Annotated in this window: 23 protein-coding genes and 1 tRNA gene; 17 read left to right on the top strand and 7 right to left on the bottom strand. The window is 65.0% G+C overall.

Going from position 1 to position 23,951, the window contains the following annotated elements:
• The first annotated feature begins 1 nt into the window (after window position 1).
• Window positions 2–751 (top strand): glutamine amidotransferase, encoded by a 750-nt coding sequence (locus tag GM909_RS11790; protein WP_407941284.1) that lies wholly within the window; start codon window positions 2–4, stop codon window positions 749–751.
• A 58-nt stretch (window positions 752–809) separates the two neighbouring features.
• Here GM909_RS11790 and GM909_RS11785 read toward each other — a convergent pair.
• Window positions 810–885 (bottom strand) — tRNA-Ala (locus GM909_RS11785).
• A 224-nt stretch (window positions 886–1,109) separates the two neighbouring features.
• Between GM909_RS11785 and GM909_RS11780 the strand changes: the two genes are divergently transcribed.
• From GM909_RS11780 to GM909_RS11770, 3 genes are all read left to right on the top strand, one after another.
• A complete protein-coding gene (locus GM909_RS11780) occupies window positions 1,110–1,400 on the top strand; it encodes a YggT family protein (protein ID WP_157016578.1) in 291 nt (96 codons plus the stop codon).
• Window positions 1,381–1,725: a DUF167 family protein gene (locus GM909_RS11775; RefSeq protein ID WP_235911848.1), complete on the top strand. Its 345-nt coding sequence runs from the start codon at window positions 1,381–1,383 to the stop codon at window positions 1,723–1,725. The genes GM909_RS11780 and GM909_RS11775 overlap by 20 nt, the downstream gene beginning before the upstream one ends.
• Before the next feature lie 115 nt (window positions 1,726–1,840).
• Window positions 1,841–2,443, top strand: coding sequence for a hypothetical protein (locus GM909_RS11770; protein ID WP_157016577.1), 603 nt, complete (start codon window positions 1,841–1,843; stop codon window positions 2,441–2,443).
• A 12-nt stretch (window positions 2,444–2,455) separates the two neighbouring features.
• Here the strand turns inward: GM909_RS11770 and ppa are convergent, their stop codons facing one another.
• Together ppa and GM909_RS11760 are read right to left on the bottom strand one after the other, a co-directional pair.
• On the bottom strand, window positions 2,456–2,992 hold the full coding sequence (gene ppa, locus GM909_RS11765; RefSeq protein ID WP_157016576.1) for an inorganic diphosphatase: 537 nt from the start codon (window positions 2,990–2,992) through the stop codon (window positions 2,456–2,458).
• Window positions 2,993–3,170: 178 nt separating this feature from the next.
• Window positions 3,171–3,680 carry a GNAT family N-acetyltransferase gene (locus GM909_RS11760; RefSeq protein WP_157016575.1) on the bottom strand — a complete coding sequence of 170 codons (510 nt, stop codon included), beginning with the start codon at window positions 3,678–3,680 and terminating at the stop codon, window positions 3,171–3,173.
• A gap of 199 nt (window positions 3,681–3,879) precedes the next feature.
• Between GM909_RS11760 and GM909_RS11755 the strand changes: the two genes are divergently transcribed.
• Genes GM909_RS11755 through GM909_RS11735 form a run of 5 tightly spaced genes read left to right on the top strand, consistent with a single transcriptional unit; the run spans window position 3,880 to window position 6,979 of the window.
• Window positions 3,880–4,149: a hypothetical protein gene (locus tag GM909_RS11755; protein WP_328600456.1), complete on the top strand. Its 270-nt coding sequence runs from the start codon at window positions 3,880–3,882 to the stop codon at window positions 4,147–4,149.
• Entirely contained in the window at window positions 4,149–5,027 is an 879-nt protein-coding gene (gene pdxY, locus GM909_RS11750) for a pyridoxal kinase PdxY (RefSeq protein ID WP_157016574.1), read from the top strand. The genes GM909_RS11755 and pdxY overlap by 1 nt, the downstream gene beginning before the upstream one ends.
• The gene (locus GM909_RS11745; protein WP_157016573.1) at window positions 5,027–5,809 is read left to right on the top strand and encodes a DUF429 domain-containing protein; all 783 of its coding nucleotides are present in this window, start codon (window positions 5,027–5,029) and stop codon (window positions 5,807–5,809) included. The genes pdxY and GM909_RS11745 overlap by 1 nt, the downstream gene beginning before the upstream one ends.
• Window positions 5,810–5,861: 52 nt before the next feature.
• Window positions 5,862–6,506 (top strand): carbonic anhydrase, encoded by a 645-nt coding sequence (locus GM909_RS11740; RefSeq protein WP_157016572.1) that lies wholly within the window; start codon window positions 5,862–5,864, stop codon window positions 6,504–6,506.
• A 59-nt stretch (window positions 6,507–6,565) separates the two neighbouring features.
• Entirely contained in the window at window positions 6,566–6,979 is a 414-nt protein-coding gene (locus GM909_RS11735) for a nuclear transport factor 2 family protein (protein ID WP_157016571.1), read from the top strand.
• 109 nt (window positions 6,980–7,088) lie between these two features.
• Here GM909_RS11735 and GM909_RS11730 read toward each other — a convergent pair whose 3' ends face one another.
• The gene (locus GM909_RS11730; protein ID WP_235911847.1) at window positions 7,089–8,354 is read right to left on the bottom strand and encodes a multidrug effflux MFS transporter; all 1,266 of its coding nucleotides are present in this window, start codon (window positions 8,352–8,354) and stop codon (window positions 7,089–7,091) included.
• Complete coding sequence (locus GM909_RS11725; RefSeq protein WP_157016570.1) at window positions 8,351–8,827, bottom strand: MarR family winged helix-turn-helix transcriptional regulator; 477 nt, start codon at window positions 8,825–8,827, stop codon at window positions 8,351–8,353. The genes GM909_RS11730 and GM909_RS11725 overlap by 4 nt, the downstream gene beginning before the upstream one ends.
• A gap of 137 nt (window positions 8,828–8,964) precedes the next feature.
• On the opposite strand from GM909_RS11725, the gene GM909_RS11720 reads away from it, so the two are divergent.
• From GM909_RS11720 to GM909_RS11710, 3 genes are all read left to right on the top strand, one after another.
• Window positions 8,965–11,022 carry a M3 family metallopeptidase gene (locus GM909_RS11720; protein ID WP_157016569.1) on the top strand — a complete coding sequence of 686 codons (2,058 nt, stop codon included), beginning with the start codon at window positions 8,965–8,967 and terminating at the stop codon, window positions 11,020–11,022.
• A gap of 162 nt (window positions 11,023–11,184) precedes the next feature.
• Window positions 11,185–12,750, top strand: coding sequence for an alkaline phosphatase D family protein (locus tag GM909_RS11715; protein ID WP_157016568.1), 1,566 nt, complete (start codon window positions 11,185–11,187; stop codon window positions 12,748–12,750).
• Between the two features lie 206 nt (window positions 12,751–12,956).
• The gene (locus GM909_RS11710; RefSeq protein WP_157016567.1) at window positions 12,957–14,042 is read left to right on the top strand and encodes a site-2 protease family protein; all 1,086 of its coding nucleotides are present in this window, start codon (window positions 12,957–12,959) and stop codon (window positions 14,040–14,042) included.
• A gap of 18 nt (window positions 14,043–14,060) precedes the next feature.
• Here the strand turns inward: GM909_RS11710 and GM909_RS11705 are convergent, their stop codons facing one another.
• A complete protein-coding gene (locus GM909_RS11705; protein ID WP_157016566.1) occupies window positions 14,061–15,083 on the bottom strand; it encodes an LLM class flavin-dependent oxidoreductase in 1,023 nt (340 codons plus the stop codon).
• Window positions 15,084–15,336: 253 nt separating this feature from the next.
• On the opposite strand from GM909_RS11705, the gene GM909_RS11700 reads away from it, so the two are divergent.
• From GM909_RS11700 to typA, 3 genes are all read left to right on the top strand, one after another.
• Window positions 15,337–17,340 (top strand): copper amine oxidase, encoded by a 2,004-nt coding sequence (locus GM909_RS11700; protein ID WP_157016565.1) that lies wholly within the window; start codon window positions 15,337–15,339, stop codon window positions 17,338–17,340.
• Between the two features lie 72 nt (window positions 17,341–17,412).
• Window positions 17,413–18,447 carry an AraC-like transcriptional regulator QhpR gene (gene qhpR / locus GM909_RS11695; protein ID WP_198174217.1) on the top strand — a complete coding sequence of 345 codons (1,035 nt, stop codon included), beginning with the start codon at window positions 17,413–17,415 and terminating at the stop codon, window positions 18,445–18,447.
• A gap of 140 nt (window positions 18,448–18,587) precedes the next feature.
• On the top strand, window positions 18,588–20,411 hold the full coding sequence (gene typA / locus GM909_RS11690) for a translational GTPase TypA (protein ID WP_157016563.1): 1,824 nt from the start codon (window positions 18,588–18,590) through the stop codon (window positions 20,409–20,411).
• 66 nt (window positions 20,412–20,477) lie between these two features.
• Here the strand turns inward: typA and GM909_RS11685 are convergent, their stop codons facing one another.
• The gene (locus tag GM909_RS11685) at window positions 20,478–21,359 is read right to left on the bottom strand and encodes a LysR family transcriptional regulator (protein ID WP_157016562.1); all 882 of its coding nucleotides are present in this window, start codon (window positions 21,357–21,359) and stop codon (window positions 20,478–20,480) included.
• A gap of 375 nt (window positions 21,360–21,734) precedes the next feature.
• Between GM909_RS11685 and GM909_RS11680 the strand changes: the two genes are divergently transcribed.
• On the top strand, window positions 21,735–23,231 hold the full coding sequence (locus tag GM909_RS11680; RefSeq protein WP_157016561.1) for a CoA-acylating methylmalonate-semialdehyde dehydrogenase: 1,497 nt from the start codon (window positions 21,735–21,737) through the stop codon (window positions 23,229–23,231).
• 393 nt (window positions 23,232–23,624) lie between these two features.
• Window positions 23,625–23,951, top strand: a complete 327-nt coding sequence (locus tag GM909_RS11675) for a hypothetical protein (RefSeq protein ID WP_157016560.1) — start codon at window positions 23,625–23,627, stop codon at window positions 23,949–23,951.

Here is a 23,951-nt window from a genome sequence, read left to right as displayed (position 1 = left end):
CGTGCAGCGTTTGGTGAAGCGGGACAAGCCGAAAATCCTCATCGTGATGCATCAGGAGACGTCGAGCCCCGGACGGGTCGGCCATCTGCTGCTCGAAAGCGGGTTCGAGCTCGACATGCGCCGTCCGCCGCTGGGCGACCATCTGCCCGAGACGCTGGCCGACCATGCCGGGGCCGTCGTTTTCGGCGGGCCGATGAGCGCCAACGATACCGACGCCTTCGTGCGGCGGGAAACCGAGTGGCTGAAGGTGCCGCTCGAAGAGAACAAGCCGTTTCTCGGCATCTGCCTGGGGGCGCAGATGCTGGTCAACCATCTCGGCGGCCGCGTGGAGGGGCGCGACGACGGGCAGGTCGAGATCGGCTGGTATCCACTCAAGGCCACCGAGGCGGGCAAGGCGCTGATCGATTGGCCCGACGTGGTCTACCAGTTTCACCGTGAGGGCTTTTCGCTGCCGTCCGGCGCGACACTCTTGGCGACGGCCGCGACCTATCCCAACCAGGCCTTCCGCTATGGCGAGAACGCCTGGGGCATCCAGTTTCACGCCGAGCTGACGCGGGTGATGATGCAGCGCTGGGTGGTGCGCGGGGCGCATCGCTTCGTGCTGCCCGGCGCCCAGCCGGGCCGCGATCATCTCGGCGGGCGCATGATCTGGGATTTTCACCTGAAGCGCTGGCTGGCCGGGCTCCTCGACATGGTCTTCCATAGCCCGCATCCGCATGTGGCGGGGCAGAATCAACTGGAGACGGGTTAGCCAAGAGGGAATGGCGGCCGCCCGTTGCATTCGATTGACTGGCAGGAAAAAAGTCGCCTGGTGGAGCCGAGGGGGATCGAACCCCTGACCTCGTCATTGCGAACGACGCGCTCTCCCAGCTGAGCTACGGCCCCGTCCGGCGAATGGGCGGCATTTACGAGGCGCGACCCGGGCCTGTCAAGCAGATGTTGGCTCTCGTCGATAAGACAATCTTGCGCGTGGCAGCATGGGCGACGGCATTGGCGCCGGATCCGGCGAAACTGGATACTGCCGGCCATGGACCGGGCGGCGACGAAACGCAAGGCTTGTCGCCGGGCCGGTCAATGGCTACATGTCGCAAAACCGATTGGAGACCGGCATGCTCGCGCTTATCCAGACCGTCGTTTTGGCGATCGACATTTATTGGTGGTTGATCATCGCTTCGGCGATCTTTTCCTGGCTGTTCGCCTTCAATGTCATCAACGGACGCAACCAGTTCGTGGCAACCATCGGCGATTTCCTCTACCGGGTCACCGACCCGGCCTTGAGGCCGATCAGGCGGTTTCTGCCCGATCTCGGCGGCATCGACATATCGCCGATCATTCTGCTTCTTCTCCTGTTCTTCCTGCGTCAGTTCATCCTGACGACCCTTGCCCCGGCGCTCGTCTGACGGGTCCATACGCTGCTTTCGCATTGTCGAGAGCGGCGTCGAGATCGCCATCAGGCTCACGCCGAAATCGTCGATGGATGCCGTGGAGGGCGTGGCCAGCAGTGGCGGCGGGCTGTTCCACCTCAAGGCGCGCGTGCGCGCGGTGCCGGAAAAAGGCGCGGCCAACACGGCGCTGGAAAAGCTGATCGCCAGATGGCTCGGCGTGCCGAAAAGCACCGTGTCGGTGGTCTCGGGCGGCACGAGCCGCCTGAAAACTGTCCGTGTTGTCGGAGAAAGCACCGAGCTTGCGGAAAAACTTGCCGCCGCGGCCAACGCCGGGTCGTGATGAGCAGCGTTCGGTTGAACGCTTGCACGGTGTGTGTTTCCACTTGTGATGGAAGTGCTGTAAGCTCCGGCCATCGACTGACCGGCGCAGGCGCGTCAGGGCGGGGAAGCACGCAATGCGTTACTTGCTTTCAGGGCTGATCCTGATCATCGCATCGATGCCGGTGAACGCCGAGGAAGTCTACAGCGCATATACCGATCTCGTGCCCGAGAAGGATTGTGCCGTCTTTGCAGCGCCACCGCCCGGAGAAGGCGACTGGTACAAGATGATCTGCGCTGGCTGGCGCGGCTATCCTGTCCAGATCGACTACAGCGACGTTCGAGCCTCGGCCTATTTCGGCTTTCCCCGGTCGAGCGATCTTGCCCTGCCCTGGGAAAGTTTCGTGGCGTTCAACACGTTCGGAAAGACAATCGAATGGCGCATCAGGCGCCAGGGCAACCGCGAGGAGCCTTATGCGACGATCCTGCGCTGGTTCGTCGGCGGTGCGGATGAGGGCGACACCACCGAAGTGCTCGTCGTCGAGCGGGTCGGCTGGCACCATTTCAGGGAAGGCTGCGCTGTCGGCCTGGTTGTTGCCACCGGCAATCCGGACGCCAACGCCATGGCGCGCAAGATGGCCGACGAGGAGACGCCGCGCTTTGCCTGCGGCGCCGACCAACCCTTGGTCGTCGGCGCCGACGGGGTTCATACGCCCGAGTTCAGTCGGGTCGAGCCCTGACGGGCGCTCTCGTCAGGCCTTTTCGGTCTTGCCGCGCTCGATCGCCTCGACGATCATCTTGCGGGCATAGGCGGCATCATGCCAGCTGCCGATCTTGACCCATTTGCCGGGCTCGAGATCCTTGTAGTGCTCGAAGAAGTGCTCGACCTGCTTGAGCGTGATCTCGGGCAGGTCCGTATAGTCGAAGACGTTCTCGTAGCGGCGCGTCAGGTGGGCCGAGGGAACGGCGATCACCTTTTCGTCCTGCCCTGCATTGTCCTCCATGATGAGGACGCCGATCGGGCGCACATTGATGACGCAGCCGGGCACCAGCGGACGCGTATTGCACACCAGCACGTCGATCGGATCGCCGTCGCCCGACAATGTGTGCGGAACGAAGCCGTAATTGCCCGGATAGTGCATCGGCGTGTAGAGGAAGCGGTCGACGATCAGCGTGCCGGCTTTCTTGTCGAGCTCGTATTTGATCGGCTGGCCGCCGACGGGAACCTCGATGATGACATTGACATCGTCCGGTGGGTTGTCGCCGATCGAGATGGCGTCGATGCGCATGGAATGGTCCTTCTGTCTGGATCAACTGCCGGCAGGGAGCATGGGCCGTGCCGGCAAACGGTCGCGGTTCCGATAGCCCCTTGTGCAGTGCAGTGCAAGGCACGGCCGGCATAAGCGGGATCAACGATCCGATTCAGGCGGATATCGCGGGGTGATCGAGGGCGTTATGAAACGGCGGTCAGTTCCAAACGAAGGCGAGCTTCTTCAATGCCTTGTTGTCGAAGACCTCGACGCCTTCGGCGATGTCGCGCCCGCCGGCACCTCGATAGAAGTCGAGCGCGCCGATATTTTCCTCAAGCGCCCATACGACGAGCCCCTTCAGCCCGAGGCGGGCAAGGCGTTCGCGGGCGGCGGCGAAGAGACTCGTTCCGAGCCCCACGCCCTGATATTGCGGCTTCAGGTAGAGCTCGTAGATCTCGCCCTGCTGCGGCAGTTCGCGGGCGCGGTTGCGCCCAAGCGTCGCGTAGCCGGCGATCTCTCCGCCGAGTTCGACGACCAGGATGGCCGAAGCGCGGCGGATGGCGCGCGACCACCAGTCGGGCCCGCGCCGGTTGATCATGGCGCGCAGCGCGCGATGCGGAATGATGCCGGCATAAGCGCCCTGCCAGGCTTCGAGGTGAACCTCGGAGATCGCAATGGCGTCCGTTTCCTCGGCGCGGCGGATATCTATGGTCAGCGCAGTCTTCATGATTTGTTAACCATAGCGCCGCGGTGGCGATTCCGGCAAGAGTCTCTGTCATCAAAAGCCGGCGATTGCACATGTGATCGCCATCACCGCAAGATCGCCGGTCGTGCGAGGGCCTGTGCGGCGCGCCCTATCGCTTTGTTACGACGCGTCGAAAACCGATTCCGTTTGAGAGGGACATACTCTAAGAATCGGAGGCCGTGTGACGGGGTCAGCAATGACGGAAGACGACGACAAGAGAACAGGTGAAGCCAGGCGCATTCTCGAGCGCCTGCAAGCCGAATCCGATCCATCGAGCACGCTCACGGCGCGGGCGGCAAAAAAGGCGCGCAACCATCTCACAGCCGCCGACGCCGACCGCAACGACAGCGTCGAATTGTGGGGAACGCGCATCGGCCGGGTTCTGGGGCTGGTGGTCTTTGTGGGGCTGCTTGTGTGGCTGTTGTTCCTCCTGGCCGAAGGACAGCTATGATGGTTCATCCCATGCCCGGCCGCCGCCCCTCCGTGATCGCCATTTCGAGCCATGTGGTGCGCGGCTGCGTCGGCAATCGCGCCGTAGTGTTCGCGCTGGAAACATTGGGCTTCCCGGTCTGGGCCGTGCCGACGGTGACACTGTCCTGGCATCCCGGCCACGGACCATCGACCATGATCGTGCCCGACGACGAGAAATTTGCCGCGATGCTGGCCGATCTCGCCAACGCGCCCTGGATCGGCGAGGTCGATGCCGTGATTTCGGGCTATCTCGGCAGCCCGGCGCAGGCGAGCGCCGTTGCCGGGCTGGTCGAGGCGGTCAAATCCGCCAATCCGAAAGTGCTCTATCTGTGCGATCCGGTGATGGGCGATCTCGGCGGCCTCTACGTGCCCGAGGCGATCGCTGCGTCGATCCGAGACGCATTGGTGCCGCGCGCCGATATCGCGACGCCGAACCGGCACGAACTGGCCTGGATGACCGGACGCCGGGTCGAAACCCCGGCAGAGGTCGTCGATGCAGCCGGAAGCCTGGGGCCGCAAACGGTCGTGGTCACCTCGGCGCCCGCCGGCAGCAGCGATGCGACCGGCAATCTGGCCGTGACGTCAGATGCCGCTTACTTCGCCGATCACCCTATTGTGGCTCGCCCGCCAAACGGGCTCGGCGATCTGACGGCGGCGCTGCTTCTGGGCCGCTTGATCTCGGGGCTTGCCCTTGAGGCGGCGCTGGGCGAAACGACGGCGGCGGTCTACGACATCCTGCAGGCCACCGTGGCGCGCGGCGGCGACGAATTGCAGATCGAGACCGATGCCGCGCTTCTGGCACAGCCTTCGAGCCATATCGCGGTGCGCGAATTGACGCTCACGGGCAAGCCGGGCTGATGACAAGGCCGATCGTGCCGTCCGGGCGCGTCGTCGTCGGGGCCGACGGGTGCCGCGGCGGCTGGGTCGCGGTGATCGCCGATCCCGCGCAGACCATGCGGGCCGCTGTTTTCACCACCTTCGCGGAACTGATCGGCACCCTGCCGGATGATGCCGTCATTGCCGTCGATATGCCGATCGGCCTGCCCGAGCACACGCTTTCCGGCGGGCGCGGTCCGGAGGCGTTGGTGCGGAAGTTTCTCGGCGAGCGCCAGTCGAGTGTCTTTTCGATCCCCTCGCGGGCCGCCGTCTATGCCGAGCCCGGCCCCTTCGACGGTGCCGACGAGTGGTACGCGGCGCACCGGCGGGCGAGCGCCGTGGCGCGGCAGACCTCCGATCCGCCGCGCGGCGTTTCGATCCAGGCCTTCGGCATCTTCGGCAAGATCAGGGAGGTCGACGGCCTCATGCGCGCCCGCCCCGATCTTCACGGGCGGCTGATCGAATCGCATCCCGAGGTCGCCTTCTGGCGCCTCAACGGCGGCAGTGCCATGAGCCTGCCGAAAAAGATCAAGGGCCGGGTCAACCCTGCCGGCATGGCCGAGCGCAAGACGCTGCTTGCCGCCTGCGGCGTGGACCAGACGGTGATGGAAGCGCCGCCGCCGCGCGGGGCGGGCGAGGATGATCTGCTGGACGCCGCCGCCGTGATGCTGATTGCCGCGCGCCACGCAAACGGTATGGCGACCCCTTTTCCCGATCCGCCGGGCCGCGATGCGCACGACATTCCGGTCGCGATATGGGCCTGAGGGCGGCGAAGCAAGGATTGCCTTGGACGCCGGACCTCGCTATCGAAAGACCATGAGCCATTTGCCCGATCGCCTGCTTGCCGGATACCGCAATTTCATGGGCGGCCGCTTTGCGGTCGAGACAGACCGCTACCGGGAACTGGCCGAACGCGGCCAGACGCCGGAAACGATGGTCATCGCGTGCTGCGATTCGCGCGCCGCGCCCGAAACCATTTTCGACACCGGACCGGGCGAATTGTTCGTGGTGCGCAATGTGGCCAATCTCGTGCCGCCCTACGAGCCGGACGGCGCCCACCATTCGACCTCGGCGGCACTGGAGTTCGCGGTGCAAAGCCTGAAGGTGAAGCACATCGTGGTCATGGGGCATGGCCGGTGCGGTGGTATCCGCGCCGCGCTCGATCCGTCTGCCGAGCCGCTGTCGCCGGGCGACTTCATCGGCAAATGGATGGGGCTGGTGGCCCCGGCGGCGCAGGCCGTTTCGGACAACAGCCTGATGACCGGCGCCGAGCGCCAGACCGCGCTCGAACGTATCTCGATCCGCTATTCGATCTCCAATCTCAGGACATTTCCTTGCGTCAGCCTTCTCGAAGGCAAGGGAAAGCTGTCGCTGCACGGCGCATGGTTCGACATCTCGACCGGCGAACTCTGGGTGATGAACCGCGAAACCGGCGATTTCCAGCGCCCGGATCTGGGCTGACGTTCCGGAAACGGTCTTGCCGGGCGCATCGGCGGGCGAGGGGCGACATGGAGGTTCACATGCATCGAACTGGCTTTGTGCTGGCGGCACTGGCGCTGCTCGTTTTTCCGGCGGCCGGCCTGGCATCGGATGCCGAAAGCGTGCTGTCGCGTTGGTATGACGCGCTCGCCCGGGCCGACCGGACGGCGCTCGACCGTCTATTGGCCAACGATGCCGTCATCCGGCTGGAAGATGTGGGCATCGAGCAGACGAAGGCGGAGTTCCTGGATTCCATCGAGGAGTGGGAGATCGCCGTCGATGGTGCCGGCATCAGGCACCGCATCGAGCAGGAGGAGGGCCGGTCCGTGACCGCCCTGGTCTGCTACGACTTTCCCGACAACGATCTGTTGACCCGCGAATGGTTCGTGCTTTCTGGCGACCGGATCAGCGAAAGCGTCCAGGCGAGCGTGGCGGAGAATTGCGCCGAGTTCTAGCGCGCGTTCGCTTCAAACGGAAACGTTTGAAGCGAAGATATGCGCGCCAGATCAATATGCTGGAACATGTACCTTTCGCTCAAACGATTCTGTTTGAGCGGGACATGTTCTAAGCGCCGGGACCGTGCGCCTGGGCTTCGTCTTGCGCTGCGGGATGCGGAACGAAACTGACGGGCTCCGGCAGCAGGCGCCAGATCAGCCATGAAACGATCGCTGTCGCCCCGAAGGCCGGAACGACGGTGGCAAGCGCCAGCACCGGGTCGCCGATCAGGGCCGCGACCGACCCGCCGACGAGACCGGATCCCATCTGCATGAAGCCGAGCATCGATGCAGCGGCGCCTGCGATGTTCGCGAAAGGCGCCATGGCGGCGACCGTCATGGCCGGCATGATGAAGGCGATGCCGAAGGCGTATACTCCAACCGGCCCCATAATGCCGAGAAAGGTCGGCTCGGCGATGCGCAGCCCGACGCCGAGCGCAATGCTGGCAACGCCGATGCAGGCGAGGCCGACCGGCACCAGCCGGAAGGCGGAACGGGTTTGCATGAGCTGGCGCATGGCGAGTGCACCGGTGAGAAACAGGCCGGACTGCATCAGCATGCCCATGCCGAATTCGGTCGGTTCCAGCCCGACGCGGTCCATGAGGACGAAGGGCAGGATCGTGGCCAGCGTGTAGAGGGCGCCGACCGAGCCTGCAATGACGAGGCTGGACGTCAGGAAGTAGGTGTTCGCCAGAAGACGGCGATAGGAGGAGAACAGGGCCTGGGGCCGGATGCGCGAGATGTCGGGCGAGACGGTTTCCTTCAGGCCGAACTGCACGGCGACAATGACGCCGAGACCGAGCACGAGCATCAGCGCGAAGATCGCGTGCCAGCCCGCCAGTTCGAGCGTCAGCCCGCCCAGCGTCGGCGCGACGGCGGGTCCGACGGCCAGCATGACGCCGATCATGTTCATGATGCGGGCGCTGGCCTCTCCGACGAAGAGGTCGCGCACCAGGGCACGCGAGATCGCAACGCCGACGGCCGCGCCGACGCCTTGCAGGAAGCGGGCGGCAATCAGCACCTCGATGCTCGGCGCGACGAGGGCGAGCAGGCTGGCGGCGAGGTAGATCACCATGAAGCCGACGGTCACCGGCTTGCGGCCGAGCCCGTCCGACAGAGGGCCGCAGACAAGCTGGGCGAAGGCGAAGCCGGCGAAATAGAGCGACAAAGTCATCTTCACTGCCGCTTCGCTGGTCCCGAAGGCATGCGCGATCTCCGGCATGGCCGGCGTGAACAGCGCCATCGAAATCGGGCCGACGGCAACGAGCAGCGCCCCGATCAAAGTGACGCGGCGCTCGCTCATGATCTGCTGCGGCCTGGGAGGCAGCGCGTTCATCGGGTTTCGCCTTCTTCGTTCGCGGCCTGTACCTTGAGCTCGATCAGACGCGCGCGAACATGCTTCAGCTTCTCAAGCATCCGCTCCCACTCGCTGTCCTCCATCGAGGCGGAGAGATCGGAACGGATGGACGCACTGACCTTGCGGATCTCGGCGAGCAGGTCTTCTGCCGCTTGCGTCAGGCTCACGAGTTTCGCCCTGCGGTCGGCGGGATCGGGCGCGCGGGCGATCAGGCCGCGCGATTCCAGCCGGTCGAGAGTGCCCGAAAGTGTCATGGCCTCGACGCCGAGACGTTCGGCCAGCAGGTGCTGGCGCATCGAGCCGCAGCGGGCGATATTGGCCAGGGTGCGTGCCTCGGCAGGCGTTACGGATAGTCCGATGCGGGCAATGCGGCGCTCGAACTCGGCGCGGAAAAGACGCGAGAGATCGCCGACCAGGAACCCGATCGTGTCTGGGTCGGTTGATGGGGACATGATCATTGCTAAGAACAACTGATAATAAGGTCTACTTATTAATTTCCGGGTCGATCGTCAAGAGTTGCGCGGGGTCGCGGGCGCGCCTACATCGAGCCTGCAATCGATAGGCGAGCATCAAGAAGGATCGCATCCGAATGACCGAACAGATCTCCCAATCCGATCTCCTGGCCGATCCGATCGTCGATTGGAACGGCCCGCTCGGTCTGCCCCGCTTCGACGCGATTGCGCAGGATGCGTTTGCGGCTGCGTTCGACACGGCACTTGCGGCGCACGAAGCGGAGATCGCCGCCATCGCCGGCGGCCGGGACGATCCGACCGTCGACAACACGCTGGCCCCGCTCGAACTGTCCGGTCTGGCCCTTTCCCGCGTGGCCGCCATCTTCTGGTGCAAGGCCGGTGCCGACACGAACGACACGATCCAGGCGCTCGAACGCGAGATCGCGCCGAAGATGGCCCGGCACGCTTCGGCGCTCTACATGAACGACGCGCTGTTTCGGCGCATCGACGCGCTGTACGAGCAACGCGAGACGCTCGACCTTGACGCGGAGACCAAGCGGGTGCTGGAGCGAACCTGGAAGCGCTTCGTGCGCGCCGGCGCCAAGCTCGACGCGGCCGGCAAGGTGCGGCTGGCGGCGATCAACGAGGAACTGGCATCGCTCGGTGCCGGTTTCGGCCAGAACGTGCTGGCCGACGAACGCGAATGGGCGCTCTTTCTGGGCGAGGATCAACTGGCCGGACTGCCCGGTTTCCTGCGCGGCGCGATGGCCGAGGCGGCCGCCTCGCGCGGACAGGAAGGGCGTTACGCCGTCACGCTTTCGCGCTCGATCGTCGAGCCGTTCCTGGCTTTTTCGGCGCATCGCGAATTGCGTGTAAAGGCCTATCGCGCCTTCATCGGACGCGGCCAGAACGGCGGCGCGCACGACAATTCGGAGATCGTCGCGAAGACGTTGGCGCTGCGGGCGGAGAAGGCCGGGCTGCTCGGCTATCCCTCGTTTGCCGCGTTCAAGCTCGACGATACGATGGCCAAGACGCCGCAGCGCGTCTTCGGGCTACTCGAACCGGTATGGGAAAAGGCGCTGGAAAAGGCGGACGCCGAGCGGGCCGAATTGCAGCGCATCGCCTCGGACGACGGCCAGAACGATCCGATCGCCGGCTGGGACTGGCGTTATTATGCCGAGAAGCTGCGCGCCGAGCGTTTCGATTTCGACGCTCAGCAGGTCAAATCCTATCTGCAGCTCGACAATGTGATTGCCGCCTGTTTCGACGTGGCCGGGCGGCTGTTCGGCCTGTCTTTCGAAGAGCGCAAGGATATTGCCGCCTGGCACGAGGATGTGCGCGTCTTCGAGGTGCGCGATCCGGACGGATCGCATCGCGCGACCTTTCTGGCGGATCATTTCAATCGCTCGTCCAAGCGCTCGGGCGCCTGGATGAGTGCACTGCAGCCCGGCCACCGGCTCGGCGCGGGCGCCAAGCCGATCGTCTACAATGTGATGAATTTCGCCAAGCCGGCCAGGGGCGAAAAGGCGCTTCTGTCGCTCGACGAGGCGCGCACGCTGTTTCACGAGTTCGGCCATGCGCTGCACGGCATGCTGTCCGACGTCACCTGGCCGTCGGTCTCCGGCACGTCCGTTTCGCGCGATTTCGTCGAACTGCCCTCGCAGCTTTACGAACATTGGCTGATGGTGCCGGAAATCCTTGAAAAGCATGCGCTTCACGAAGAGACGGGCGAAGCGATGCCGCGCCAGCTCATCGGCCGGATCGAGGCCGCGCGCACCTTCGGTGCGGGTTTCGCAGCGGTGGAGTTCACGGCCTCGGCGCTTGTCGACATGGCCTTTCATGCGCAAGGCGAGGCCCCTGAAGACCCGCTTCGTTTCGAGGCCGAAACGCTGGCGCGCCTCAATATGCCGGAGGCGATCGCCATGCGCCACCGCACGCCGCATTTCCTGCATGTCTTTTCCGGCGACGGCTACTCCGCCGGATATTACTCATACATGTGGTCGGAGGTTCTCGACGCCGATGCATTCGCCGCCTTCGAGGAGGCCGGCGACGTGTTCGATCCGGGGCTGGCGCAAAAGCTGCGCGAGCACATCTATGCGGCGGGCGGATCAGCCGATCCCGAGGATCTCTACACGGCGTTCCGCGGCGCCCTGCCCGATCCGCAGGCGATGATGGAGAAGCGCGGCCTGACCTAGCGCGCATATCTTTGCTTCAAACGTTTCCGTTTGAGCGGGACATGCTCTGATCCTTGCCGCGTCCGTCGGCTGTCAAGAATATTTCATGGTCCTGCAATCGGCCTGCAACAATGCGGGCCGACTTTGCGCGCGCATTCTCATAGCCATCCGGGGACGACAGCCATGAAATCAACTGCAAATATCACGCGCCGCAGCCTTCTGGCGACGGCCGGCGCCGCCGGCATCGTCGGGGCGTCCGGCCTTGCCATGCCGTTTTACTCGCGCGCCAACCAGCGTCCGAGCTTCACCCACGGCGTGCAATCCGGCGATGTCGACATGAATTCGGGCATGATCTGGACACGCGCCGACCGCCCGGCCAGGGTGACGTTCGAGGTCTCGACCGCCGAAAGCTTTGCCAATCCGACCAGGCTGGCGGCGCTCGACGCACTGCCAGAAAACGATTTCGCCGTAAAACGGCTCCTGGAGGACCTGCCCGCCGACCAGGATATCTTCTACCGCATGGTCGCGGCCGATCTGTCCGACATGAACGCCACCTCCGAGCCGATCGTCGGCCGTTTCAGGACGGCCCCGGCCTCGCGCCGCAATGTGCGCTTCGCCTGGTCGGGCGACACGGCCGGCCAGGGCTGGGGCATCGACGAGACCGGCATGCTGACCTATGCCACCATGGCCAAGCACACGCCGGATTTCTTCCTCCATTCCGGCGACACGATCTATGCCGACGGGGCGATGCAGGACGAGATCGAGCTGAAGGACGGCACCAAATGGGTCAACACGGTGCTGATCGACGAAAAGCGCAAGGTCGCCGAGACGCTGGACGAATATCGCGGCCAGTGGAAATACAACATGATGGACGAGCATTGCCGGGCGCTGAACGCAGTTTGCCCGACCTTCTTTCAGTGGGACGATCATGAGGTCGTCAACAACTGGTCGGATTCAAAAAACCTGATGGAAGACGACCGCTACACGGAAAAGTCGGTTCGCGTGCTGGCCTCGCGTGCGGCGCGCGCCTTCCATGAAATGACGCCGATCCGCTACATGCCGGCCGAGCCCGGCCGCGTCTACCGCAAGATCGCCTATGGGCCGCTGCTCGACGTGTTCTTCCTCGATCTGCGCAGCTATCGCGGTCCCAACTCGAAGTCGATGCAGGATATGCCGTCCTCCGAGAGCCAGATTCTCGGCGAGGAGCAGATGAAATGGCTGAAGCGGGAACTGGCCAACTCCAAGGCGACGTGGAAGGTGATCGCCTGCGACATGCCGATCGGCCTTGTCGTGCCCGACGGCGAGTTGATCGAGGGTGTGGCCAATGGCGACGGCGGAGCGCCGAAGGGCCGCGAGTTCGAGATCGCCGACATCCTGCGCTTCATCAAGAATGCAGGCATCGACAACACGGTCTGGTTCACCGCCGACGTCCACTATACGGCGGCGCATCACTACGACCCGTCAAAAGCCGCCTTCCAGGATTTCAACCCGTTCTGGGAGTTCGTCTCGGGCCCGCTCCATGCCGGAACCTTCGGCCCCAATGACCTCGACATGACCTTCGGGCCGGAGGTGAAATACGTCAAGGCGCCGAGCGAGGAACAGGGCGCCAACCTGCCGCCCTCTGCCGGCCTGCAGTTCTTCGGCCTGGTCGACATCGACGGCGCGAGCGAGCAGATGACGGTGCGCCTGATGGACCGCGACGACAACGAGCTCTACAAGGTCACGCTGGATCCCATGCGCTCGGCCTGAGCGGCATCGCGGTAGACGACGATCAAGCGATGGCGGGCCCTCGGCCCGCCATTGTGTTTGTGGCCAGTGTCGCCTGCCATCCCTCCGACACCTGAGCGCGATCGGTCGATCTTGACATTGGCGAGCGGTGGCGCAGCTTGGCACATAGGGTATGCCGGCGCATCGGCCCGGAATCGCGATGCGCAGATCAGAGTGTTGGAGCGTCGATGCAGTGGTCCTTTCCCATCGGGCGCGTCGCGGGCAGCGAAGTGCGCATTCATCTCACCTTCTTCCTGCTCCTGCTGTGGATCGGCATCGTGCATTTCCAGGCAGGCGGTGCGGCTGCGGCGACCGACGGCATCGTTTTCGTCATCGCGGTTTTCGCCTGCGTCGTGCTGCATGAGCTCGGTCATGCGATTGCCGCCCGGCGCTACGGCATCAAGACGCCGCGCATAACGCTTCTGCCGATCGGCGGAGTGGCCGAGCTCGAACGCATGCCCGAGAAACCGTCGGAAGAGATCGTCGTCGCGCTTGCCGGTCCGCTGGTCAACGTCGTTATCGCCGCGGTGCTGCTCCTGTTTCTCGGCGGACGGTTCGATCCGGACACGCTCGCCTCGATGGAAAACCCGGCGACCGGCTTTGCCGCCCGGCTGGCGGCAGTCAACATCGTGCTCGTGCTGTTCAACCTCATCCCGGCCTTTCCGATGGATGGCGGGCGGGTTCTGAGGGCGCTTCTCGCCATGCGCTACCCGCGCGTGCGCGCCACCGAAATCGCCGGTACGATCGGCCAGATCGCGGCATTTGCCTTCGGTTTCCTGGGGCTGGTCGGCGGCAATCCGCTGCTGATCTTCGTCGCCATCTTCGTCTATCTGGCGGCCAATGCCGAGACGCAGGCGACCGGGCTGCGCGATGCAGCCCGGGCCGTCAAGGTCCGCGATGCGATGATCACGAGCTACGAGTCGCTGCGGCCCAATGCGCGGCTTGCCGATGCCGCCGATGCGCTCCTGCGCACGACGCAGCACGAATTTCCGGTGACCGACGGCGGCCGGCATCTGCGCGGCGTTCTCACCCGGGCCGCCCTCGTCGAGGGGCTGCGCGAGCACGGCGCCGACAAGCCGGTCATCGAGATGATGGTGCGCGACATTCCGAAGGTGCGTGACACTGCGTGGCTGACGGCGGCGATCGACGCGATGCAGGAGGGCCGGGTTCCGGCGGTCGCCGTGGTCGGCGCCGACGACCGCATGGTGGGTTACGTCACCTTTGAAAACATCAGCGAACTGATGATGCTGCGCGCGGCCGGCAAGTGGCGCTGACCGCTCCCGCTTGGGCCATCAACGCCAGCCGAGCGCCGGCGCGACGTGTTTCAGGATCGCCTCCATGACGTGCGCATTGTAGTCGACGCCGAGCTGGTTGGGCACCGTGAGCAGCAATGTGTCGGCTTCCGCGACCGCCTCGTCCCCGGCGAGCTGCCTGACGAGGTCGTCCGGCTCGGCGGCATAGGAGCGGCCGAAGATCGCCCGCGTATTCTCGTCAATGTAGCCGATCGAGTCACCTTCCTTGCCGCTCTGTCCGAAATAGGCGCGGTCGCGGTCGTCGACGAGGGCGAAGATGCTGCGGCTGACCGAGACGCGCGGCGTCCGCTCATGGCCGGCTTCCTTCCATGCCTCGCGATAGGCCCGGATCTGTGCCGCCTGCTGCACATGGAACGGCTCTCCGGTCTCGTCGTCCTTCAGCGTCGAGCTTTGCAGGTTCATGCCGAGCTTGGCGGCCCATGCGGCTGTTGCGTTGGAGCCGGCGCCCCACCAGATGCGCTCGCGCAGCCCGTCCGAATGGGGTTCGAGGCGCAGCAATCCCGGCGGATTGGGAAACATCGGTCGTGGATTGGGCTCGGCGAAGCCTTCGCCTTTCAATATGTCGAGGAAGACCTCGGCGTGCCGGCGGCCCATCTCGGCGTCGCTCATACCTTCCGGCGGCTGGTAGCCGAAATGCCGCCAGCCGTCGATGACCTGTTCGGGCGAGCCGCGGCTGATGCCGAGCTGCAGGCGCCCGCCGGCGATGAGATCGGCCGCACCGGCGTCTTCTGCCATGTAGAACGGGTTCTCGTAGCGCATGTCGATGACCGCCGTGCCGATTTCGATGCGGCTGGTCCTGGCGCCGACCGCAGCGAGCAGCGGAAAGGGCGAGGCGAGCTGTCGGGCGAAGTGATGGACGCGAAAATAGGCGCCGTCCGCGCCGAGCTCTTCGGCCGCAACCGCCAGGTCGACGGACTGCAGAAGGGCGTCGCCCGCCGTGCGGGTTTGCGACTGGGGGGATGGGTTCCAATGGCCGAAGGAAAGAAAGCCGATCTTCTTCATGGAATGCCTCGATGCGTTACGCCGGTTGCGGGATTGATCGCAAGGATGACGCATCGCGGGAGACATTGAAAGCGGCGTGCCCTTGAACGCTGTGTCCCCGAACCGCGTGTCTCGTCGACATCGCGCGACAGCAAGGCTGTCGTGGCCGGAAATGCTAAGCCGGTCCTGCGGCAATGGGAGTAAGATCGGCGCACCGGTCGCAGAAACCGGGTGTATCGAGAAACCATGTCCGCAAAACCAGAGGGAAACGGCAATGAACTGCAAGACCATTTTTGCGCGCTGCGGCGCGGCGACGGCCATCGCAACCGGGCTCGCCCTCGCGGCGCCGGCGTTCTCGCATCCGCTCGACGGTCTGTCGAGTGCGGAAATCCAGTCGGTGGTGGAGATCCTGAAGGCGGACGGCAAGACCGACGCCGACAGCCGGTTTCCGCTGATCGAGCTCAAGGAGCCTGACAAGTCGCTGGTGCTCGATTGGGAGGAAGGCGACCCGCAACCGCGCCGGGCCACGGTGAATGTGCGCACCTCGTCGGGGGTCTTCGAAGGGGTCGTCGATCTGAACGACAAGACGGTGGAGAGTTGGCAGCCCGCCGCGGGCGAGACCATGATCCTGCTCGAGGAGTTCATCGGCGCGATGGAGCTGGCGCTCGGCAATCCCGATTTCGTCGCCGGGCTCGACAAGCGCGGGCTGACGCCGGCGGACGTCTTCTGCCTGCCGCTGACGGCAGGCTCCTTCGGCACGGCGGCCGAAGAAGGCAAGCGGCTGATGAAGGTGCCGTGCTATGTCAATCCGACGGGCTCCAACTTCTACGCCAAGCCGATCGAAGGCTTGTTCGCGGTCGTCGACCTTGCCGGCGGCGAGGTGGTCGAGGTCGTCGATACCGGGGCGGTTCCCGTACCGGAGGACCCTTGGGGCTATACGCAGGACGAGATTGCGGCCAGAGACGGGATCGAGCTGCGCGAGGCGACAAATCCGGCCATGCTCGGCCAGCCCGAGGGCGCCAATTTCTCCATCGACGGCTCCAGGATTTCCTGGGACATCTGGAGTTTCCGCTGGCGCGTCGACAAGCGCCCGGGCGTGGTGCTGTCGCAGATTGCGGCCAACGACGGCTCCGGCCCGCGCTCCGTCCTCTACCAGGCGCATCTGTCGGAAGTCTTCGTGCCCTACATGGATCCGGACGCCGGCTGGTACTGGCGCACCTATATGGACTCCGGCGAATATGGTTTCGGCATCTTCCTGAGCCCGCTGACGCCCGGCGTCGACTGCCCCGAATTTGCCGCCTATCTGCCGGCCGTGGTGCACGGCGACGACGGCATGCCGGCCGAGATCCCGGGTGCGGTATGCATCTTCGAGCGCAATATCGGCGATCCGGCATGGCGCCATTACGAGATCTTCGCGCAGAGCCCGGACGCCCCGGTGCCGGCGGAGGGCCGTCCGGCGAGTGAACTCGTGGTGCGTTCGGCTTCCGAGGTCGGCAATTACGACTACCTGATCGATTACGTCTTCCAGCAGAACGGCACGATCCGCGTCATGGTCGGATCGACCGGGCTCGATGCGGTCAAGGGTGTCGCCTCTACCTCGATGAAGGATGAGACGGCTGCGACCGACACCGCCTACGGAACGCTGATTGCGCCCAACCTGGTGGCGCCCAATCACGACCATTTCTTCAATTTCCGCTTCGACTTCGACATCGACGGACAGGACAACACGTTCATGCGCACCGGGCTGGTGCCGGCCGAGTTGCCCGACGACCTGCCCCGGCGCTCCATGTGGGTGACGGACACCAAGGCGGCGGCGAGCGAGCTCGAAGGCCGCTACAAGGTCAACCCGGCAACGCCGGCCATGTATCACGTGATGAACATGGGCGCTGAAAGCGGGCTCGGCCATCATCCGGGCTACATGATCATGCCCGGCAACAGCGTCGCCTACGGTCCGCTCGATCCGGCCAACGATCCTCCGATCAAGCGCAACGCCTATATCGATTACACGTTCTGGAACACGCCGTACAACGTGGACGAGCGCTATGCGGGCGGCAAATATGCCTTTCAGAGCGATGGGTCCGACAGTCTTCCGGCCTGGGTCGAGCAGGATCGCAGCATCGACGACACGGATATCGTCACCTGGTACACGATGGGCTTTCACCATGTTCCGCGCATGGAGGACTGGCCGGTCATGTCGACCATGTGGAAGGGGATCTCGCTGGTGCCTTTCAACTTCTTTTCCCACAATCCGGCCATGACGATCCGCAACCCGTCCTGAGCCTCGCGTGCGGGCAGCCCTGCCGGGTCTTTCCACTTGTTCCGGGATTGCGATAGGCTGGCGGCCATGCGCATGACCGAGGCTCGCGAAATGGCACCAGGCGGCACGATCGGCAGCATCGATGCGCGCGTGCTTGCAGGGCTGGCGCCGCATCTTGCAACGGCGGGCCTCGATCCGGCGGCCGTCGCCAGGACCGCCGGCCTCGAAGACCCGGCTGCGGCGACCGGGCGCAGCGCCATCGCGCTTTGTGAGTTCGTGCGGCTCCTCGAGGCCGCGGGAGCCGGGAGCGAAGACCCCGGTATTGCGTGGCGGCTCGGCCGCGACTTCGTGCCCTGGGCGATGAAGGACATGTTTCCCGGCATCGACGGGGCAACCCTTGGGGATCTGCTTTCAGGGGTCGTCGGCGCGATCGGACAGGTGCAGTCCGGCAGTCTATTGCGCATGCGCGTCGACGATACCGTGGCCATCGTCGAATACCGGGTGCTCGATCCGGCGATCTGGCCGCGGGCGCGCGACGTCGAGTTCACCTTCGGTTTCCTCGACGGCGTCGTGCGGTGCTTTGCCTGCGCTTCCTTCCGGCCCGAGAGCCTCGTCTTCGAGCACGAGGCGCATGCCGGCGCCAACGGCTTTGACCGCAGCGTCGGCCTGGCCTGCATCTACGGCCAGGCGGTGAACCGTTTTGCATTGCCCGCGCGCATGCTGGATCTGCCGTTGGCCCGGCCCCTGTCCGGCGTCGCGCCGGCATGGCCGGCCGTCCGGCCCGACGGCGAAGCCGACCTTGCCACCCGTTTACGCCTTGCCATCCTGTCGCTGATCGGCGAGGGGGCGATCAGCCAGCGTCGTGTGGCCGCGCTGTGCGGCATGTCGGAACGGACATTGCGCCGACGGCTATATGCCGAGGGGATACAGTTTCGCCGCGAGGTCGAGTGCGTACGCATGGACTATGCGCGGCACACCGTGGCGTCGACGCGGCTGCCGATTTCGGAGATTGCCGAGCGGCTGGGCTATCGTCAGCCCGGCGATTTCTCGCGTGCCTTTCGCCGTGCCGAAGGGCGCGCGCCGCGGTCGCTGCGGCGCGGTGCGGCGGATCGAGGCGAGGTGCATTGAACCTTCCCCTTTCGCATTTGCGAAAATGCCTGTAAGAGCGCGCCAACCGAAACATTTCGTCAGTATAGCGGCGTCGGCGGTCGAGACCGCCCGCAGACATGGCTGCACCGCTGGCGGGAACGAGCTTCCGAGACCACACTATGAACCTCCGCAATATTGCGATCATCGCGCATGTCGACCATGGCAAGACGACGCTCGTCGATGCGCTCCTGAAACAGTCTGGCGCCGTGCGCGACAACCAGCGCGTCGAAGAGCGCGCCATGGACTCCAACGACCTGGAGAAGGAGCGCGGCATCACCATTCTCGCCAAGGCGACCTCGGTGGAATGGAAGGACACGCGCATCAACATCGTCGACACGCCCGGCCATGCCGATTTCGGCGGCGAGGTGGAGCGCATCCTGTCGATGGTCGACGGGGCGATCGTGCTTGTCGACGCCGCCGAAGGCCCGATGCCGCAGACCAAGTTCGTCGTCGGCAAGGCGCTCAAGGTGGGGCTCAAGCCGATCGTGGCCATCAACAAGATCGACCGGCCCGATGCGCGCGCCGACGAGGTGATCAACGAGGTGTTCGACCTTTTCGCCGCGCTCGACGCGACCGACGAGCAGCTCGATTTCCCGATCCTCTACGGTTCGGGCCGCGACGGCTGGATGGCCGAGAACCCGGAGGGGCCGAAGGAAGACGGGCTGGCGCCGCTCTTCGACCTGGTCCTGCGCCACGTGCCGGAGCCGAGTGTGGGTGAGGGACCGTTCCGCATGATCGGCACGATCCTGGAAGCCAACCCGTTTCTCGGCCGCATCATCACCGGGCGCATTGAATCGGGCTCATTGAAATCGAACCAGCCGGTCAAGGTGCTGTCGCGTGACGGCTCGCTCCTGGAAAACGGCCGCGTGTCGAAGATCCTTGCCTTCCGCGGCCTGGAACGCCAGCCGATCGAGGAGGCGCAGGCCGGCGACATCGTGGCGATTGCCGGGCTGTCAAAGGGCACGGTGGCCGACACGTTTTGCGATCCCGCGGTTTCGCAGCCGCTGGAGGCCCAGCCGATCGATCCGCCGACGGTCACCATGTCCTTCATCGTCAACGACAGCCCGCTTGCCGGCACGGAAGGCGACAAGGTGACGAGCCGCGTCATTCGCGATCGGCTGTTGCGCGAGGCGGAAGGCAATGTGGCGCTCAAAATCGAGGAATCGTCGGACAAGGATTCCTTCTACGTCTCGGGCCGCGGTGAATTGCAGCTCGCGGTGTTGATCGAAACCATGCGCCGCGAGGGATTCGAACTTGCCGTGTCGCGGCCGCGCGTGGTCATGAAGAAGGACGAGGACGGCCAGCTCCTGGAGCCGATCGAGGAAGTCGTCGTCGACGTGGACGAAGAGCATTCCGGCGTGGTGGTGCAGAAGATGTCGGAGCGCAAGGCCGAGATGGTCGAGTTGCGCCCTTCGGGCGGCGCCCGCCTGCGGCTGGTCTTCCACGCGCCGACACGCGGGCTGATCGGCTACCAGTCGGAGCTTTTGACCGACACGCGCGGCACGGCGGTGATGAACCGGCTGTTTCATGCCTACGAGCCCTACAAGGGCGAATTGCCCGGCCGCACCAACGGCGTGCTGATCTCCAACGAGCAGGGCGAAGCGGTCGCTTATGCGCTGTGGAACCTGGAGGATCGCGGGCCGATGGTGATTGACCCCGGCGTCAAGGTTTATCATGGCATGATCGTCGGCATCCACAGCCGCGACAACGACCTGGAAGTCAATGTGCTGAAAGGCAAGAAGCTGACCAATGTGCGTGCCGCCGGCAAGGACGAAGCAGTCAAGCTCACGCCGCCGATCCGCATGACGCTGGAGCGCGCTCTGGCCTGGATCCAGGACGACGAGCTGGTCGAGGTGACGCCGAAGTCGATCCGGCTCAGAAAGCTCTATCTCGACCCGCATGAGCGCAAGCGCTTCGAAAAGCAGAAAGTCGGCGCGGCGTAGAGCCCAAACACCTGCGTGTCATCCCGCTCGTCCAGCCGGGATGACCGATGCCCGTGATCGGCCGCCTCAGACAAACAGCGCCCGCGCCTTCTCGACCTCCTCGCCGATAAAGGCGGAGACGGCCTGGATGCGGCGCAGCGGTCGCATCGATTCATGATAGACGAGCCAGTAGGCGCGGCGGATCGGCGGCGCGGCCGGCACCTGCACGAGGTCGTCATGCGCCCGGGCGACGAAGGTGTGCAGAATGCCGATGCCGGCCCCGGAACGCACGGCCTCGGTCTGGCCGAGGGCCGATGAGATCTGGAAGCCGGCGTTCCAGTCCGTGGCGAATTCGCCCGCATAGTCGAGCGAGGGGTTGATGACGAGGTCGCCGACATAGCCGACCAGCCGGTGACGGGCGAGCTCTTGGCGCGACTGCGGCAGGCCGTATTCGGCGGCATAGGTACGTGAGGCGAAAAGTCCGAGCGAATAGTCGACGAGTTTCGACGCCACGAGGCGGCCTTCGGTCGGCCGCTCGACGGTAATCGCGATATCCGCCTCGCGCCGCGACAAGGAGAAGGAGCGCGGCACCGGCACGAGCTGCACGGCAAGATCGCGGTAGCGGGCCGTCAGCCGGCCGAGGCGCGGGGCCAGGAAGGCGACGCCGAAGCCGTCCGGTGCGCCGATCCGCACGACACCTGCGACATCGTCGCCCTCGCCGGCAATCTCGGCCCGGGCGACGATCATGTCGGCTTCCATGCGCTCGGCGACGCCGAGAAAATGTTCGCCTGCCTGGGTGAGCTCGCTTCCCGTCGTCAGGCGGCGAAAGAGCTTCGTCTTCAGGCTTTCCTCGAGCGCGGCCACGCGCCGCGAGACGGTGGCATGGTTGAGGCCGAGGCGGCGCGCAGCGCCCAGGATCTGGCCGGCGCGGGCGACCGCGAGGAATATGCGCACGTCATCCCAGTTCATGAAGTGTCCTGAACGAGCAAGGGCGTGACGCCGGTGCTCTACGTTGCCCCCTCTGTCCTGCCGGACATCTCCCCCCCCGAGGGGGGAGATGGGCTGTCGTCGTTGACATTGCCAATCGCCGACATTGCAGAAGAGGCGGGGCATCCTTGAAAGGAAATCTCCCCCCGTGTGGGGGAGATGGCCGGCAGGCCAGAGGGGGGCGTGAAGGAACGCGGCGTTTCAGGGCTGAAAGTGACATTCCAGTTATTATGCAGAAATTGGCAAACATGGCCAGTTGCGCTTTATTTTTTGCACATCGGATGCGTTGCGAGTCGCGTTGCATTCGCCTTGCCAAAGCAGGACAATGCGTCAACTCAAGCTTCAGGGAGTGAGACGATGCAGGAAGTCGGGCATTACATCGGCGGCGAGCATGTCGCCGCAACGGGCGGGCGCAGCCAGGACATCATGCAGCCCATGGACGGTTCGGTGCGCGGCAAGGTCGCGCTGGGAAGTGCGCAGGACGTGCGCAAGGCGGTCGAAAACGCCAGGGCCGCACAGCCGGGTTGGGCGGCGACCAATCCGCAGCGCCGGGTGCGGGTTCTGATGAAGTTCCTCGACCTGGTGCACAAGGAATATGACGAGCTGGCCGAGCTTCTGGCGCGCGAACACGGCAAGACGATTGCCGATGCCAAGGGCGATATCCAGCGCGGGCTCGAGGTGGTCGAGGTGTGCATCGGCGCTCCCCACATGATGAAGGGCGAATACACGGAAGGCGCCGGGCCCGGCATCGACGTCTATTCGATGCGCCAGCCGCTCGGCGTCGTGGCGGGCATCACGCCGTTCAACTTCCCGGCCATGATCCCGCTGTGGAAGATCGCCCCGGCGATCGCCTGCGGCAACGCCTTCATCCTCAAGCCGTCCGAGCGCGATCCCGGCGTGCCGATGCGCATTGCCGAACTTTTCGTCGAGGCGGGGCTGCCGGCCGGCATCCTCAATGTCGTCAATGGCGACAAGGAAGTGGTCGACGCGATCCTCGACGATCCCGACATCAAGGCCGTCGGCTTCGTCGGCTCGACACCGATCGCGCAATATATCTATGCCCGCGCTACGGCGAGCGGCAAGCGCGCCCAGTGCTTCGGCGGCGCCAAGAACCACATGATCATCATGCCGGACGCCGACCTGGACCAGGCGGTCGACGCGCTGGTCGGCGCCGGCTACGGCTCGGCCGGCGAGCGCTGCATGGCGATCTCGGTCGCCGTGCCGGTCGGCCAGGAAACGGCCGACAGGCTGGTCGAGCGGCTGATCCCGCGCGTGGAAAGCCTCAAGGTCGGCCCGTCGACGGATTCCTCGGCCGATCTGGGGCCGCTGGTAACCAGCCAGGCGCTGGAGCGCGTCAAGGGCTATGTCGATCTCGGCGTCGAAGAAGGCGCCAAGCTCGTCGTCGACGGCCGCGGCTTCAACATGCAGGGCTATGAGAACGGCTTCTACATGGGCGGCTGCCTGTTCGACGACGTGACGCCGGAGATGCGCATCTACAAGGAGGAGATCTTCGGCCCGGTGCTTTCGGTGGTGCGCGCGCCGACCTACGAAAACGCGCTGCAACTCGCCAACGATCACGAGATGGGCAACGGCGTGGCGATCTTCACCCGCGACGGCGATGCCGCGCGCGACTTTTCGGCCCGCGTCAATGTCGGCATGGTCGGCGTCAACGTGCCGATCCCGGTGCCGATCGCCTATTACACCTTCGGCGGCTGGAAGGCCTCGTCCTTCGGCGATCTCAACCAGCACGGCCCGGATGCGTTCCGCTTCTACACAAAGACCAAGACGGTCACCTCGCGCTGGCCGTCGGGCATCAAGGACGGCGCGGAATTCGTCATCCCGACGATGAACTGAGCCCGACGGTTTCCTGTTTTGCGCGTCCTCGCCGCCTTGCGGCCGCGGGCGCGCGGCGGGGCATCAAGGACGGCGCGGAATTCGTCATATTGGCGGCGGCCGGGCGGAAGCGAAAGCCGCCCGCTCCGTCCAATTGCGTAGCGTCGGCGCGCGGCCCGACCAATGGATGGCCTCCAATCACTCTTCGGTGACTATATCTTGCTGGCGCACCACGGCATAATCATATCCTAGACAGAGCGGTATGGCCTTGAGGCGAAACCGCTGTGGAACAGACCGGAAAAACAGAAGGGAGCGACGCGATGACGACGTCGAAACCGGCCTGTATCATCCCGGTGGCGCGAAGCTGAACCCCACATCTTCCTCGCCGGGACGAGCTGGCGAAGGAGATGTGTGATGCACGTAAATCGAATTCTCAACACCATTGTGGCCGTAGCAGGCGCGGCCCTGCTGACCAGCGCATTCGTTACCGCGGCCGAGGCGCAGCGCGGTCCGTGCACGACGCGGACCGAGGTGGTTTCCTGGCTTGACGAGCGTTTCGACGAACGGCCGGCCGGCTTCGGCCTTATCGGCGATCAGGCGGTGCTGGAGCTGTTCAAGTCTGCCGATGGCACCTGGACCGTCATCGTGACCGACCGCAACAAGCGCACATGCCTGGTGGCGGCCGGCGATTCCTGGGTCGATATCGAGCCGCCGGCCATGCCGGTCAGCACCGACCGCTGA

The sequence above is a fragment of the Mesorhizobium xinjiangense genome, from assembly GCF_009749525.1.
GTDB classification, from domain to species: Bacteria; Pseudomonadota; Alphaproteobacteria; order Rhizobiales; family Rhizobiaceae; genus Mangrovimarina; species Mangrovimarina xinjiangensis.
The sequence above is the reverse complement of the archived record's forward strand: the minus strand, read 5'-3'. Positions and strand labels throughout refer to the sequence as shown.